A 14944-nucleotide genomic window follows, 5' to 3' on the forward strand; every position below is an offset into this window, starting at 1 on the left:
CATATGTCCCGGCAAAATATCATGGAACATTCATTGACTTTTGACTGATTTAGAAAAAGGAGAACGAACATGCGTGCTGTTGTTACCCGTGTCCACCACGCCTCCGTCACCATCGATGGCAAGGTCAACGGCCAGATCGGCCAGGGGTTTTTGGTGCTGCTGGGCGTGGGCCCCAACGACACCCACGACACCGCCGTGAAGCTGGCGGACAAGATCTGCAACCTGCGGGTGTTTGAGGACGAAAACGACAAGATGAACCTAAACCTGGAGCAGGTGGGCGGGAGCCTCCTGGTCATCTCCCAGTTCACCCTGTACGCCGACACCTCCTCCCGCCGCCCCGGCTTCTCCGGCGCCGCCAAGCCCGACCTGGCCATCCCCCTGTACGAGGACTTCATGGCCCACTGCCGCCAGCGGGGCTTTACCGTGGAGCACGGGGAGTTCGGCGCCAAGATGGAGGTCGACTCTTTAAACCACGGTCCCGTCACCATCCTTTTCGACACGGACCGGCCTTGAGCCCTTTAGGAGGTCATTATGGAGATCAAATCCCTGCAGGTGGGCCCCATCGGCACCAACTGCTATATCCTCTGCGACGAAACTGAAAAGCGCTGCGCCGTCATCGACCCCGGCGGAGACCCCCTGGAGGTGGCCGCCGCCGTGGAGGAAAGCGGCTGTACACCCGTTGCCATCCTGCTGACCCACGGCCATTATGACCACACCGGCGCCGTGGCGGACCTCCAGGCCAAGTGGCCCCAGGTGCCCGTGTACCTCAACCGCCGGGACCAGTACGGGGACGACGCGTACCTGCGGCAGCTGTTCCCCCCGGTGGCGGGCACCAGGAACTATGACGAGGGAGACACCGTCGCCGTGGGCGGCCTGACCCTCTCCGTCCTGGCCACCCCCGGCCACAGCGAGGGCGGCGTCACCCTCCGCTGCGGAGATGTCCTCTTCTGCGGAGACACGTTATTCGCCGGCTCCTGCGGCCGGACGGACTTCCCCGGCGGCAGCGTGAACAAGATCCTGGCCTCGCTGAAGCGGCTGGGGAGCCTGGCGGGGGACTTGAAGGTGTACCCCGGCCACATGGAGCCCAGCACCCTGGAGCGGGAGCGGGCCTGGAACCCCTATCTCCGCCAGGCCATGAACGGATAAGGAACAGATATGAAACTGGAATTGAGAGGCCACGACGAGCGGTATGTGGTGGAACAGAGCCTCATGAACCTGTTCCCCGGGGAAAAGCCCGTCTATGAGCCCATTTTGCCCGGGGACGGCACCTGGGCCATCGTGTCTCTTCGGGAGGAGGAGAGCCGCTGCCACGTGACCGTGGAGCTGAGCTGCCGCGGCAAGGCCCTGCCGTACAGCTATGACTGTCCCCTCTCCGGCACGGACTTTGAAAAGGAGGGCCAGCGGCGCCACGCCATCGCAGCCGCCTTTTTCCTGGCGGCCCGACAGCTCACCGGCGTGAATCCCCCCTGGGGCATGCTCACCGGCGTCCGGCCCGACAAGCCCGTCACCTGGGCCCTTTCGGAGGGGAAAACCCCCGCCCAGGCCCAGGCCATGCTGGAGCGGGAATACTTCGTCACCCCGGAGCGGGCCGCTCTGGCGGCGGAGACCGGCGCCCAGGCCCTTTACGCCGCCCGGGACTTAGATCCCCGGGACATGGCCGTGTACGTGGGCATTCCCTTCTGCCCCACCCGCTGCGCCTACTGCTCCTTCGTGAGCCAGTCGGTGGAAAAGAGCTTTTCCCTGGTGCCTCCCTATGTGGACGCCCTGGTGGAGGAGATCAAAGCCGGCGGCCGCATGGTGCGGGAGCAGGGCCTCCGGTGCCGCGCCTTTTACATGGGCGGCGGCACCCCCACCACCTTGACCGCGGAGCAGATGGACCGGGTCCTCACGGCCTTTGAGGAATCCTTTGACCTGTCCTGCTGCGGCGAGATCACCGTGGAGGCCGGCCGGCCCGACACCATCACCGCCGAAAAGCTGGCGGTTTTGAAGGCCCACGGGGTGGACCGGGTGTCTGTGAATCCCCAGACCATGGAGGACCATGTCCTCCGGGCCATCGGCCGCCGCCACACCGCCGCGGAGCTGTCCGCCGCCATGGAGCTGGTGGCAAAGTACGATTTCCCCCACGTGAACATGGACCTCATCGCCGGCCTGCCGGAGGACACCCCCGAGGGCTTCCGCCGGTCCCTGGACGCCTGTATCGCCTTTGGCACGGACAATGTCACCGTCCACACCCTGGCGCTGAAAAAGGGCAGCCGCATTTTGCTGGAGGGACTGCGGGTCCCCGCCCCGGAGGCGGTGGCGGAAATGCTGGACTACGCCGCCCCCACCCTCCGCTCCGCCGGCTTCGCCCCCTACTACCTGTACCGGCAGAAGTATATGTCCGGCAGCTTTGAGAACATCGGCTGGAGCCGAAGCGGCGCCCAGTGCCTGTATAACATCTATATCATGTCGGAGCTGTGCTCCATTTTGTCCTTCGGCGCCGGCGGGTCCACGAAGATGGTGGAGCCGGGCACCAACCACATCGAGCGTGTATTCAACCTGAAATATCCCCGGGAATACACGGAGCGTCCCGAAAAGAGCCTTGCCAACCAGGCGGCCTTCGCCGCCTTCTACCGGTCTTTGAAAGGAGCCCAGTGATCATGGCCTATTCCCTCTCCCGCCTGAACGCCGCCATCCGCAGCGACCCCGCCGGCTTTGCCGAAGAATGTGACGCCGCTTTCGCCAAAAAGGTGGAGACCGCCGCGAGAAAGATCGCCGACCACCGCAGCACGTCCCGGGTCATCCTGCTGTCCGGCCCCTCCGGCTCCGGCAAGACCACCACGGCGCTGAAGATCGAGGAGGCCCTGGAAAGGCTGGGCATCGAGACTCACACTGTCTCCATGGACAATTATTTCAACACCTTCGACCCGGAGACCACTCCCCGGACCCGGGAGGGTGCCGTGGACTACGAGTCCCCCTTCTGCCTGGATGTGGACCTTCTGAGCCGGCACTTTTCCATGCTGGACCGGGGTGAGACCATCCACGTGCCCAAATACGAGTTCGCCCGGCAGATGCGCTCCGACACGCTGTCCCATCCTATGCGCCTGGGGCCCGACGAGCTGGCCATTTTCGAGGGCATCCACGCCCTCAACGACATCATCGTAGGCAGGAACCCCCGGGCCTTCAAGCTGTACATCGCCGCCCGCAGCAACCTGGTGGACGACGAGGGAAAGGTGGTCTTTCAGCACGCCTGGCTGCGGCTGTGCCGCCGCCTGGTCCGGGACTTCCAGTTCCGGGGCAGCGACGCCGCCTTCACGCTGAAGCTGTGGCCCAATGTCCGCCGGGGCGAGAAGCTGTATATCTCCCCCTACAAGGAAAACGCCGATTTGATGTTCGACTCCTCCCTGGCCTTTGAGTTCGCCGTCCTCAAGCCCCTGGCCGTCCCCCTGCTGGAGGCGGTGGGCCCCGGCAAATATCCGGTGGTGGACGACATGCTGGCGGCCTTTGACCGCATTGAGGCCATGGACGAGGCATCCGTGGCCCCGGACTCCCTGGCCCGGGAATTCATTGGCGGCTCCGCCTACGACAACCACTGAACGGTCCCCTCTTCTATTTCACGGGCTTTCCGCCCGCCATGTCAGGAGGTTTTTTTCATGAACGAAACGCTGCAGGAGCTGCTGTGCGCCATCCAGCGCACCGCCGGACAGGTAAGCGACACCGCCGCTGATGCCGCTTACGGCGTAGGCAAGCGGGCGGAGGCGCTCTTGTCCACCGCCAAGCTGAACATCCGGGCCGCGGAACTGAAGGCCCAGGTAAATGAGCAGCTCAAGTCGGTGGGTGAGATGATTTACGCCACCCACACCGGCACCCCCACGGATTCCGATGTGCTCCTTGGCAAGCTCCAGGAGATCGACGAGCTCAACGCCCGCCTGGCGGAGCTGAACGAGCTGCTGGGCCGCCAGACGGAGCCGGCCGCTCCCCGCTGCGGCAGCTGCGGCGCCCCTGTCCGGGAGGGCGACCTGTTCTGCCGGGAATGCGGCGGAAAGCTGTAAAGGAGGCGGCGGTATGGAACAGTACACCTACGCCCAATACGAGGCCAGCGCCCAGGCCCTGCGGGAGCGGCTGGGGGAGTTCCGCCCCCGGGTCCTGCTGATTTTGGGCTCCGGCCTCGGCGCCCTGGGGGACGCCGTGGAGGACCCCATCGTTGTTCCCTACGCCGACGTGCCCCACATGAAGTTCTCCACCGCCCCCGGCCACAAGGGCCGCTTCCTGTTCGGCCGTCTGGCCGGCCAGCCGGTGGCTGTCATGCAGGGCCGGCTCCATACCTACGAGGGCTGGTCTTTCGCGGATGTGGCGTATCCCGTGCGGGTGCTGCGACTGCTGGGGGCCGAGGCCCTGGTGGTCACCAACGCCGCCGGCGCCGTGAACCGGGACTTCTCCGTGGGTGACATCATGCTCATCACCGACCATATCAAGCTCTTCGGCGTCAGCCCCCTGTGCGGCGCCAATGTGGAGGAGTTTGGCCCCCGCTTCCCGGATATGAGCCGGGTGTACACCCCCGCTCTGGGGGACGTGGCCCGGCAGGCCGCCAAGGCCTTGGGCATCCCCCTGCGGGAGGGCGTGTACATGTACTTCCCCGGCCCCCAGTACGAGACCCCCGCCGAGGTCCGGGCCGCCCGGCTGCTGGGCGCCGACGCCGTGGGCATGTCCACAGTGCCGGAGGCCATCGTGGCCGCCCACTGCGGCATGCAGGTGCTGGGCTTTACCCTGTGCACCAACATGGCCGCCGGCGTCCTGGACCAGCCCCTCTCCGGGGAGGAGGTCATCGCCGCCGGGCAGGCGGCGGGGCCCCGGTTCTCCGCCCTGGTAAAGGCGTGCCTGGCCCGGTTATAAGACGCCCCTCCCCGCCATAAAGTAAAATTGGTCCCCGCGCATTTTTTCTATGATTTCGAGGTAAAATTTTCATGTCGAATCAAAAAAAGCAGTCCTTTTTAGGCGGCGCCGCCATTTTGGCTTTCGCCGTGGTCCTTGTCAAAATCATCGGAGCCTTTTATAAGCTCCCGCTGAACAACATCCTGGGTGCGCAGGGAAAAACGTATTTCCAGACGGCCTACAACATTTATAACGTGCTGCTGACCATCTCTACCGCCGGCCTGCCCCTGGCCATCTCCAAAATGACCAGCGAGGCCCACGCCCAGGGCCGGGACAACGAAAAGCGCAAGATCTTCCACACCGCCATCTGGCTGTTTTTCGGTCTGGGCCTGGCAGGGTCCCTGCTGATGTTCTTCGGCGCGGCCCAGCTGGCGGGCTTCATGAACAACGACATGGCCCGCCTGCCCATTCAGGCGCTGGCCCCGGCCGTGTTCTGCGTGTGCCTGCTGGCCTGCATGCGGGGCTATACCCAGGGCCAGGGCAATATGAAGCCCACCGCCGCCTCCCAGGTGCTGGAGGCCCTGTGCAAGCTGGGCATCGGCCTGCCCCTGGCCTGGTACGTGCTGAAGGTCGGCATGAGCCTGGATGCCGGCGCCGCCGGCGCCATCTTCGGCGTCACCATCGGCACCGTGATCTCCATGCTGTTTTTGATCGGTTACCTGCTGACCCACCGGGAGCGCACGGATTCCCTGGATGTGCCCTCCGGCAGCGGCGCGCTGATGAAGCGCATTCTGGTCATCGGCATCCCCATCACCCTCAGCAACTCCGCCATGAGCATCATCAACATCCTGGACACGAAGATCGTCCTGGGCCAGCTGCAAAACGGGCTGCACCTGGCGGAGGCGGAGGCCTCCCAGCTGTACGGCCAGTACAGCATGGCCATGGATATGCCCAACATGGTGGCCTCCTTCGTCTACCCCGTCACCATGAGCCTCATCCCCTTCGCGGCGGCGGCCATGGCCCGGAAGGACCACGCCGAGGCCGACCGCATTATCTCCTCCGCCTTCCGCCTCATCGCCATCCTGGCCCTGCCGGCGGGCGTGGGTCTTTCCGTGTTGTCCACCCCCATCGAGCTGTTGGTGCTGCCCATGCAGCGGGACGACGCGCTGGCGGCGGGTCCCCATCTGCGGGTCCTGGGCTTCGCCCTCATCTTTATCTGCATCATGATCTTGACCAACGCCATTTTGCAGACCTACGGCAAAGAGCGCATCCCCATCTTCACCGTCATCGCCGGCGGCGTCACGAAGATCGTGATGAACTATATCCTGGTGGGCGATCCCCGCATCAACATCCACGGCGCCCCCATTTCCACCCTGTGTTGCTACATGGTCATTGTGGGGCTGAACCTGTTTTTCGTGCGGAAATACTCCCCGAAAAAGCCCCGTTACCTGCAGCTGTTTTTCAAGCCCGTGGTGGCCACGGCCCTCATGGGCGCCTCCGCCTGGGCGGTCCACGGCTTTGTGGACCGGGCCTTGCGCGGTCTCGGCGTCTACACGGCTAACGCCGCCGGCGTTATGGCAGGCATCGGCGCCGGCGTGGTGGTGTACGGCATTTTGGTCATTGCCCTGCGCATTCTCCGGGCCGACGACGTGCGTTCCATCCCCAAGGGGGAAACGCTTATTAAACTTCTGCACTTGAAGTAAGGAATTTCCTGGAAAACCCAATTCTTTTCAATGAATTATCTTGCAAAGGCAGGCAATGTATGGTAGATTTTCAGTGTAAGCGCCGCTATGATTGGGAGGACTTTCTTCACATCATGCGGCTTCTCCGCTCCCCGGGGGGCTGCCCCTGGGACGCCGAGCAGACCCACCAGTCCATCCGCCGGAATTTTCTGGAGGAGACCTATGAGGCCCTGGACGCCCTGGACCGGGACGACCCGGTGGACATGTGCGAGGAGCTGGGGGACGTTTTGATGCAGGTGGTGTTTCACGCCACCATTGAGGAGGAGCGCGGCCGCTTCACCATGGCCGACGTGGTGGACGGCGTGGCCCAGAAGATGGTGTACCGCCATCCCCATGTGTTCGGTACCGTCCACGTGGACAACTCCGACCAGGTGCTGGTGAACTGGGAGGCCCTCAAGCGCACGGAAAAGGGCCAGGACTCCACGTCCGACGCCATTGAATCCGTGCCCCACACCCTGCCCGCCCTGTGGCGGGCGGAAAAGGTCCAGAAAAAAGCCGCCAAGGCGGGCTTTGACTGGGACGACCCCCTCCGCGCCCTGGACAAGCTGGAGGAGGAGGTCCGGGAGCTCCGCTCCGCCATGGAATCCGGCCGGGCGGCGGACAGCCCCCACGGTCTCCGGGAGGAGCTGGGGGATGTGCTGTTTATGGCCGCCAAGATCGGCCAGATGGCCGGCGTGGACCCCGAGGACGCCCTGCACCGCTCCTGCGACAAGTTCTCCAGCCGCTTCCGCTTTGTGGAGGAGGCGGCGGACAAGCCCCTGTCCGCCTGCGGTGAGGCGGAGCTCCTGGCGCTGTGGCAGGCCGCCAAAGCAAAAGAGAAGTCTTAATCGCGTTCGCGTTAAGAAATAAATCGGAATTTTAAAATTTCAGGAGGATATGTTCCATGAACAAAGCCGAACTCATCAATGCTGTCGCCGTCTCCGCGGATGTCTCCAAGAAGGAGGCCGAGGCGGTCGTCTCCGCCACCCTGGACGCTATTACCGCCGCCTTGAAGGAAGGCGAGAAGGTCCAGCTGGTGGGCTTTGGCTCCTTTGAGGTGAAGAAGCGCGCCGCCCGCATCGGCCGCAACCCCAAGACTAAGGAGTCCATTGAGATCCCCGCTTCCGTGGTGCCCGTGTTCAAGGCCGGCAAGGCTCTGAAGGACAGCATCTCCAAGTGAGAGCGGGCGTTTGCCTATCATGAAAAGGAGCTGCCGGCACGATGTGCCGGCAGTCCTTGTTTGGAGGTCATTTCATGCGTTTGGATAAATTTTTGAAGGTCTCCCGGCTCATCAAGCGGCGGACCGTGGCCAACGAGGCCTGTGACAACGGCCTCATCAGCGTCAACGGCAAGCCCGCCCGGGCCAGCTACGACGTGAAGGTGGGCGACCGGATCACCCTGTCCTTCGGCCAGCGGACGCTGACCGTGGAGGTGGTGTCCGTGCAGGAGACCGTGAAGCAGGCCGACGCCGTCACGCTGTACCGGGAGGTCGGCCGGTAATATTTCGCCCCGCCCGCCCATATGATGGGGACAGGGGAGGGACGATGAAATGAACGATTATACTGATATGCCCGCCGCCGGCCACCGGCTGGAGCTGGTGGGCCGGGAAAAGCTCACCGTCTCCGGGGTGGAGGACGTGGAGCGGTTCGACGAGAGCGGCATCGTCATGTCCACCTCCGCCGGCGTGCTGGTGGTCACCGGCGAGGACCTGCACATCGGAAAGCTCTCTTTGGACGGCGGCGAGCTCCATGTGGACGGCCGCATCGACTCCGTCACCTACGAAGAGGGCGGCCGGGAGCAGGGCGGCTTCCTCCGCCGGCTGTTCGGATAAGGCCCATGGAGATCCAGATCTCCCGGCAGCTGGCCCTGTTCGGCCAGTCGGTGCTGCTGGGTCTGACGGCGGGACTGCTGTACGACCTGCTGCGCTCTTTCCGGCTGCGGCTGCCCCGCTCCACCGCCCTGTGGGACACCCTGTACTGCCTGGCCGTGGGCACCGGGCTGTTTTTCTTCACCCTCCGCCGGGCGGACGGCCTGCTGCGGGGGTATGTGGTGCTGGGCGCCCTGGGAGGCGCGGTGCTGTTTTTTTGCCTGCTGTCCCCGCTGCTGCGTCCCCTGTGGGATTTTTGGGTGGATACGGTGGCCTTTTTTCTGCATCTGATGTCCCTGCCCCTCCACTGGGCCGAAAATTTTTGCAAAAAAATAGCGCTCCGCGGAAAAAATCTCTTTTATTTTGCGGGGAAATGCTATACAATAATAAAAAATGGACACAAAGTGTTTCATGGCAAGGGAGGCAGGTCCTGTGGCAAAGGCAGCAAAAACAAAAAAGCAGCACGCCCGCGCCAGCCTTCTGACCAAGCTGCTGGTCCTTCTGCTTCTGGCCGGCATCGGCTGGCAGCTGTTCAGCCTCCAGGGACAGGTCCGCGCCGCCCAGGCGGAAAAGGCCGCCCTGGCCGAAAAGGTCCAGGAAAAGCAGCTGGAGAATGACGCTCTGTCGGCGGACATCGCCCAGGGCGGGACCCAGGAGAAGATGGAGGAGATCGCCCGGCAGGAGCTGGGACTTGTCTATCCTGGCGAGCGTGTGTTTTACGATACGAGCAATTGACCGGTGCCGGGCGACGAGGGTGGCGTTCCGCTCCCCCGCTTGCGCCAGCACCGGCCCTTTTTATTTTCATGCCGCGTCCGGCTCGACGGCCGCGGAAAATCACCGGAAGGAGAAACAAAATACCGTATGGAGCCTCAGGTTGGGAGCATTGTAGAAGGCAAGGTGACTTCGATCACCAAATTTGGCGCGTTCGTCGCCCTGGACAGTGGGAAGTCCGGTTTGGTACATATCTCGGAGATCGCCAACAGCTTTGTCAACGACGTACATGACTTTCTGCAGGAGGGACAGACCGTCAAGGTGCTGGTCCTGTCCGCAGAGAACGGAAAGATCAATCTTTCCATTAAAAAGGCGCTGCCGCCCCAGGAACGCCCGGCCCCCCGGGGGCCCCGTCCCGGCATGAACGGCGGTGCCCGGCCCGCGTCCCCCCGGCCTGCCGGCGGCGCAGCCCGGCCCACTCCCCAGCAGAGCCGGCCCGCTTTCGCCTCCCGCCAGCAGCCGCTGCCCCCCTCCGGGGACCAATCCTTTGAGGACAAGCTCAAGCAGTTTTTGACCTCCTCCGAGGGCAAGATGGCTGACCTCAACCGCAGCATCGACGGCAAGCGGGGCGGCGGCCGCAGACGCAAATAACGCACCAGCGCACCGGAAGGGCCTTCCGGTGCGCGTTTCTTTTTGAAAACTTTTTCTCCTGCCGCACGTTTCCGTGCAATTTTTCCGCCTCCGGCGCATATACTGGCAGGTAAGCAACTGCGAAGGAGGATATCAAGATGAAAGACAACCGGGATGTAGACGATCTGATTTTCCAGGACAGCTGGCTGATCAGTGAGCGATAATACCCTGGGCGAACAAAGGGCAGCGCCTCTGTTCGCCCCAAGCCCGCAAGCACTTAACAGGGCGCCGCGAAAGCGGCGCCCTGTTTTTGCGCGTTCCCCCGGCGGCTCACCGGCACTCCCCCATCCGCAGGCCATGCATCCGCACCGGCCCGCTGTCATGGGAAAATTTGGATGTCCGCAGGCGCATGCGGATGGAAAGGCGCCCCTCCGGCTCCTCCCGGACAGACAGCGAATAGGCCACCGGCTCTTCAATTTCCCTGCCGCCGCAGGCCCGCACACCAGGCAGCCTGTGCCCCGCAGCAGCAGCGGCTCTCCCGCCCGGTCCGGGCAGGTGGGACGCACCTCCCGGCCGGAGGCGCAGAAATACAGTCCATCCCGCTCGCTGCCCACGGTATATCGCACATTACGGTCCCGGCTGTCCTCCCACGGAAGAAAGACATGCAGGCAGACGCCCCGGCCCCGGAAGGGATCTCTGCAGTTTTCCACGCAGCCCCGCCCGGTCCCCATGAGGCAGCAGCCCCGGCGGCACTTGGTCGTGGTGGTGGAGGTAGAGGTGGTGGAGGTGGTGGTCGTCGTGGTCGTGGTGCTGGTGGTGGTGCAGCAGGGCGCCAGCTCCCGGACGTTTTCCAGCTTGAATTGCAGCAGCATCTGGAGCTTGATGAGGGTCTTCATCATGTCTCACAATATTGGAAACGGCTTCGGCACCAAGGTCATCCACGGCGGTGAAACGAAGGACCGGGGCTACCACTCCCTGGGCATGCCCATCTACCAGACCTCCACCTTCTATTTTGACACCTGCGAGGAGGGCGGCCGGTGCTTCGCCGGCGAGAGCGACGGTTACATCTACACCCGTCTGGGCAACCCCACCACCGTTCTGGCCGAGGAAAAGGTCGCGGGGCTGGAGGGCACCGAGGCTGCCGCCGCCGCAGGCTCCGGCATGGGCGCCATCTCCGCCACCCTCTGGACCCTCGCCGGTGCCGGCAAGCACATCGTGGCCGACGGCACCCTGTACGGCTGCACCTTCGCCCTGCTGAGCCACGGCATGACCCGCTACGGCGTGGAGGTCACCTTTGTGGACTCCTCCGACCCCGAGGAGGTCCGCAAGGCTCTGAAGGAGAACACCGTGGCCGTGTACCTGGAGACTCCCGCCAACCCCAATCTGAAGATCGCCGACATCCAGGCCATCGCGGAGCTGACCCACGCCTACAACCAGGACATCAAGGTGGTGGTGGACAACACCTTCGCCACCCCTTATCTCCAGCAGCCCCTGGCCCTGGGCGCCGACGTGGTGGTCCACAGCGCCACCAAGTACATCAACGGCCACGGAGACGTGGTTGCGGGCTTTGTGGCCGGCTCCAAGGAGTTCATCACCCAGGTGAAGATGTTCGGCCTCAAGGACATGACCGGCGCCGTGCTGGGTCCCCAGGAGGCATTCCTCATCCTGCGGGGCCTCAAGACCTTTGAGATCCGGATGCAGCGCCACTGCGACAACGCCCGGAAGCTGGCGGCGTATCTGGCCGCCGAGCCCAAGGTGGAGAAGGTGTACTTCCCCGGCCTGGAGTCCCACCCCAACCACCAGGTGGCCAAGAAGCAGATGAAGGACTTCGGCGCCATGATCTCCATTGAGGTCAAGGGCGGCAAGGCCGCCGGCATGAAGCTGGTGAATTCTTTGAAGCTGTCCACCATCGCCGTGTCCCTGGGCGACGCGGAGACCCTGGTACAGCACCCGGCTTCCATGACCCACTCCGCCTACTCCCCCGAGGAGCTGAAGGAGGCGGGCATCCCCGAGGGCCTGGTCCGCATCTCCGTGGGCCTGGAGAACCCCGAGGACATCATCGCCGACTTCCAGCAGGCCTTTGCCCAGCTGTAAGTGTTTGCTTTTCCCCCCTTAACGAAGGAAGCGGGAGGACGCGCCGCGCGTTCTCCCGCTTCCTTCGTTTTATGCACAGCCCAGGGCCGCGTTTGCGGAGGCGCGCCCGTCGCAATGCATAAATTTCAAAAAATATGAATAAATTATTGACGTTTTCCGGTATATATCGTATTATTATTCATATCAGGCATCAACCGCCTGCAAACGTCAAATCGACAGATCACATTCCACCGGAATGAGAACCGATAAAGGAGAAGAACAGCCATGGCAAGCTTATGGGGCGGCAGATTTGAAAAGGACATGGACGACCTGGTAAAACATTTCAACGCGTCCATCTTTTTTGACCAACGGATGTACAACGAGGATATTGACGGCAGCATCGCCCACGTGACGATGCTGGCCAAGCAGGGCATCGTCACGGAGGCGGAGCGGGACCAGATCATTGCCGGTCTTGAGGGCATCCGGGCGGACATCGCCGCGGGGAAGATCGTTTTCACCGTGGAAGACGAGGACATCCACATGGGTGTGGAGAGCCGCCTCATCGCCCGCATCGGCGACGTGGGCAAAAAGCTGCACACCGCCCGCAGCCGCAACGACCAGTGCCAGGTGGACGGCCGCCTGTACCTGAAAAAGGAGATCGGCGAGATTTTGAACAGTCTCTGCCGCCTGGAGCGCGTCATTTTGGACAAGGCGGAGGCCTACGCCGACAAGATCACCGTGGGCTTTACCCACCTCCAGCACGCCCAGCCCATCACGTTGGGCTTCGTGTTCATGGCCTATTTCCAGATGTTCCGCCGGGACATTGAGCGGCTGTCCCAGACCCTGGCCCGGATGGACTATAACCCCCTGGGCGCCTGCGCCCTGGCGGGGACCACCATGCCCATCGACCGCCACTTCACCAGCCAGCTGCTGGGCTTCGCCGCCCCCTGTGAAAACGCCATGGACGCCGTCAGTGACCGGGATTACAGCCTGGAATTCCTCAGTGACGCCTCCATTTCCATGATGCACCTGTCCCGCTGGGCGGAGGAATTCGCCTGGTGGAACTCCTCAGAGTTTTCCTACATTGCCATTGACGACAGCTTCTGCACCGGCAGCAGCATCATGCCCCAGAAGAAAAACCCGGACATGGCGGAGCTCATCCGGGGCAAGGTGGGCCGGGTGTACGGCGACCTCATGCAGCTGCTGACGGTCATGAAGGGCACGCCCCTGGCCTACAACAAGGATTTCCAGGAGGACAAGGAGAGCCTGTTCGACGCCGTGGACACCTGGAAGGCCTGCATCGACATCTTTACCAAAATGCTGGACAAGACGGAGTTCCGCATGGACCAGATCGAAAAGCAGCTGGACAAGGGTTTTTTGAACGCCACCGACATTGCCGAGCACCTTGCCAAGCAGGGCACCCCCTTCCGGGAGGCCCACTCCATCGTGGGCCGCATGGTGAAGGCCTGCGAGCACAAGGGCTGTGCCCTCCAGGACCTGACAACGGAGGACCTGCAAGCCATCGACAGCCGCGTCACCAGGGAATCCCTGGGCGACATCAGCATCCGCGCCTGCGTGGACGCCCGCGTGTCTTTCGGCGGCACCGCTCCCACGGAGGTGCGGCGGCAGATCGCCGTGGGCCGGGCGTGGCTGGACGGTCTGGCCGCTTCGGAAGAGAACGCGAACAAGTGACCTGCAAAAAAACGCCTCTGCCGCGGCAGAGGCGTTTTTTTGTTTTACAATTCCGCCTGGCGGCGCAGGAGGGCGATCTCCCCGGCATAGCCCGGCAGCTCGTTGGGGGTCTCCAGGCAGAAGGGCAGGTCCCGCAGAGCCGGGTGCCGGACCACCCGGGTCAAGGCCTCCAGGCCGATGCAGCCAAAGCCGATGCGCTCGTGGCGGTCCTTCCGGGCGCCGATGGGGTTTTTACTGTCATTGAGATGAATGGCCTTCAGCCGGTCCAGGCCGATGATCCGGTCAAACTCTGTCAGCACCCCGTCCAGGTCGCCGGAGATGTCGTAACCGGCGTCGGAGACATGGCAGGTATCCAGACACACGCCCATTTTGCCGCTGAGCTCCACCCGGTCCAGGATCTCCCGCAGCTCCTCGAACCGTCCGCCCACCTCGCTGCCCTTGCCGGCCATGGTCTCCAGCAGGACGGTGGTGGTCTGGTCCGGCCGCAGGATGGCGTTGAGGGCATCGGCGATGAGGGCAATGCCCGTTTCCGTCCCCTGGCCCACATGGCTGCCGGGATGGAAATTATAATACTGGCCCGGCAGGTGCTCCAGGCGGACAAGGTCATCCGCCATGGTGTCCCGGGCGAAGGCGCGGTTCTTCTCCTCCGCCCCGCACAGGTTCAAGGTATAGGGCGCGTGGGCAATGATGGGGGCGAAGCGGTGCTCCGCCAGAAGATCCATAAGAGCCGCCGCGTCAGACGGGTCCAGCTCCTTGGCCTTGCTGCCCCGGGGATTCCGGGTGAAAAACTGAAAGGTGTCCGCCCCCAGCGCCAGGGCCTGCCGGCCCATGGCCAAAAAGCCCTTGGATGAGGACAGGTGACAGCCAATGTGCAGCATAGTGGTTCTCCTTACATGAAATAAAATCAAATAGCATGCGCAGCCGCGCCGGAACAGCGCGGCATGCAAGGATATTGTACCCCACCGGAAAGCGGGATGCAACGCGTCAGCGGAGAAAACATTGCCCGCCGGCGGTGCCGGTGGGCAATGAATCAGTGGGGCTCCCGGAGGGCGGTGCCGTCTTCCCCTTGGTCCAGATAAAGTTCCTCCGCCCGGCGCTGGGCGTCTATGAGCATTTGGCGCAGCTGCGCCAGGGTCTCCTCCGCATCGGTCACGGCATTGAACAGCAGGGAATACTCTTTGGAAATGATTTGCATATGGAGTCCATCCTTTCTGAAAATGGCACAAGATGTTGGATGTGATGCTCCTATCATACACAAAATGAAAGAGATATTCTGCCGGAATCTGTCGAGCGTCCCTGTAATTTGCCAGAAAGGGAAAATTTCTGGCAATCCAGCGGGAACAAACCCCTTCTCCGTCGAAAAAACGCCTTCGGAGGATTTCTCCGAAGGCGCTGCGAA

Annotated in this window: 18 protein-coding genes and 1 pseudogene; 16 read left to right on the top strand and 3 right to left on the bottom strand. The window is 63.1% G+C overall.

Features of this window, described 5'->3' with window-relative positions; genetic code table 11:
- The first annotated feature begins 69 nt into the window (after window positions 1–69).
- The 14 genes and pseudogenes from dtd to ACTQ4R_RS08155 all read left to right on the top strand — a co-directional run bounded on the left by dtd (window position 70) and on the right by ACTQ4R_RS08155 (window position 9801).
- On the top strand, window positions 70–513 hold the full coding sequence (gene dtd / locus ACTQ4R_RS08090; protein WP_441627551.1) for a D-aminoacyl-tRNA deacylase: 444 nt from the start codon (window positions 70–72) through the stop codon (window positions 511–513).
- 18 nt (window positions 514–531) lie between these two features.
- Window positions 532–1146, top strand: coding sequence for an MBL fold metallo-hydrolase (locus ACTQ4R_RS08095; protein ID WP_441627553.1), 615 nt, complete (start codon window positions 532–534; stop codon window positions 1144–1146).
- A 9-nt stretch (window positions 1147–1155) separates the two neighbouring features.
- Window positions 1156–2637 (top strand): coproporphyrinogen dehydrogenase HemZ, encoded by a 1482-nt coding sequence (hemZ, locus tag ACTQ4R_RS08100; RefSeq protein WP_441627555.1) that lies wholly within the window; start codon window positions 1156–1158, stop codon window positions 2635–2637.
- A 2-nt stretch (window positions 2638–2639) separates the two neighbouring features.
- The gene (locus ACTQ4R_RS08105; RefSeq protein ID WP_441627557.1) at window positions 2640–3575 is read left to right on the top strand and encodes a uridine kinase family protein; all 936 of its coding nucleotides are present in this window, start codon (window positions 2640–2642) and stop codon (window positions 3573–3575) included.
- Window positions 3576–3632: 57 nt separating this feature from the next.
- Complete coding sequence (locus ACTQ4R_RS08110; RefSeq protein ID WP_441627559.1) at window positions 3633–4031, top strand: zinc ribbon domain-containing protein; 399 nt, start codon at window positions 3633–3635, stop codon at window positions 4029–4031.
- Window positions 4032–4044: 13 nt separating this feature from the next.
- Window positions 4045–4872, top strand: coding sequence for a purine-nucleoside phosphorylase (locus ACTQ4R_RS08115; protein WP_441627561.1), 828 nt, complete (start codon window positions 4045–4047; stop codon window positions 4870–4872).
- 71 nt (window positions 4873–4943) lie between these two features.
- A complete protein-coding gene (locus tag ACTQ4R_RS08120; RefSeq protein WP_441627563.1) occupies window positions 4944–6554 on the top strand; it encodes a putative polysaccharide biosynthesis protein in 1611 nt (536 codons plus the stop codon).
- A 59-nt stretch (window positions 6555–6613) separates the two neighbouring features.
- Window positions 6614–7420 (top strand): nucleoside triphosphate pyrophosphohydrolase, encoded by an 807-nt coding sequence (gene mazG / locus ACTQ4R_RS08125; protein ID WP_441627565.1) that lies wholly within the window; start codon window positions 6614–6616, stop codon window positions 7418–7420.
- A gap of 56 nt (window positions 7421–7476) precedes the next feature.
- On the top strand, window positions 7477–7752 hold the full coding sequence (locus tag ACTQ4R_RS08130; protein ID WP_441627567.1) for an HU family DNA-binding protein: 276 nt from the start codon (window positions 7477–7479) through the stop codon (window positions 7750–7752).
- A gap of 74 nt (window positions 7753–7826) precedes the next feature.
- Complete coding sequence (locus ACTQ4R_RS08135) at window positions 7827–8072, top strand: RNA-binding S4 domain-containing protein (RefSeq protein ID WP_441627569.1); 246 nt, start codon at window positions 7827–7829, stop codon at window positions 8070–8072.
- Between the two features lie 49 nt (window positions 8073–8121).
- Window positions 8122–8403, top strand: coding sequence for a YabP/YqfC family sporulation protein (locus ACTQ4R_RS08140; protein WP_441627571.1), 282 nt, complete (start codon window positions 8122–8124; stop codon window positions 8401–8403).
- A 5-nt stretch (window positions 8404–8408) separates the two neighbouring features.
- Window positions 8409–8660 (top strand): annotated as a pseudogene (gene yabQ, locus ACTQ4R_RS08145) (spore cortex biosynthesis protein YabQ); the annotation flags it as partial.
- Between the two features lie 211 nt (window positions 8661–8871).
- Entirely contained in the window at window positions 8872–9174 is a 303-nt protein-coding gene (locus tag ACTQ4R_RS08150; protein ID WP_441627573.1) for a septum formation initiator family protein, read from the top strand.
- A gap of 126 nt (window positions 9175–9300) precedes the next feature.
- Window positions 9301–9801, top strand: a complete 501-nt coding sequence (locus ACTQ4R_RS08155) for a S1 RNA-binding domain-containing protein (protein WP_441627575.1) — start codon at window positions 9301–9303, stop codon at window positions 9799–9801.
- Window positions 9802–10110: 309 nt separating this feature from the next.
- On the opposite strand, the gene ACTQ4R_RS08160 is transcribed toward ACTQ4R_RS08155, so the two are convergent.
- Complete coding sequence (locus ACTQ4R_RS08160; RefSeq protein ID WP_441627577.1) at window positions 10111–10281, bottom strand: hypothetical protein; 171 nt, start codon at window positions 10279–10281, stop codon at window positions 10111–10113.
- 396 nt (window positions 10282–10677) lie between these two features.
- Here ACTQ4R_RS08160 and megL point away from each other — a divergent pair, with 396 nt between their 5' ends.
- Window positions 10678–11874 (top strand): methionine gamma-lyase, encoded by a 1197-nt coding sequence (megL, locus tag ACTQ4R_RS08165; RefSeq protein WP_441627684.1) that lies wholly within the window; start codon window positions 10678–10680, stop codon window positions 11872–11874.
- 264 nt (window positions 11875–12138) lie between these two features.
- The gene (gene argH / locus ACTQ4R_RS08170) at window positions 12139–13545 is read left to right on the top strand and encodes an argininosuccinate lyase (protein WP_441627579.1); all 1407 of its coding nucleotides are present in this window, start codon (window positions 12139–12141) and stop codon (window positions 13543–13545) included.
- A 44-nt stretch (window positions 13546–13589) separates the two neighbouring features.
- Here argH and ACTQ4R_RS08175 read toward each other — a convergent pair whose 3' ends face one another.
- Both ACTQ4R_RS08175 and ACTQ4R_RS08180 read right to left on the bottom strand, forming a co-directional pair.
- On the bottom strand, window positions 13590–14423 hold the full coding sequence (locus ACTQ4R_RS08175; protein ID WP_441627581.1) for a deoxyribonuclease IV: 834 nt from the start codon (window positions 14421–14423) through the stop codon (window positions 13590–13592).
- A 152-nt stretch (window positions 14424–14575) separates the two neighbouring features.
- Window positions 14576–14740, bottom strand: coding sequence for a hypothetical protein (locus tag ACTQ4R_RS08180; protein WP_441627583.1), 165 nt, complete (start codon window positions 14738–14740; stop codon window positions 14576–14578).
- Window positions 14741–14944 lie beyond the last annotated feature (204 nt).

This window comes from Dysosmobacter sp. Sow4_B12, assembly GCF_052116665.1.
In the GTDB taxonomy this organism is placed as follows: domain Bacteria; phylum Bacillota; class Clostridia; order Oscillospirales; family Oscillospiraceae; genus Oscillibacter.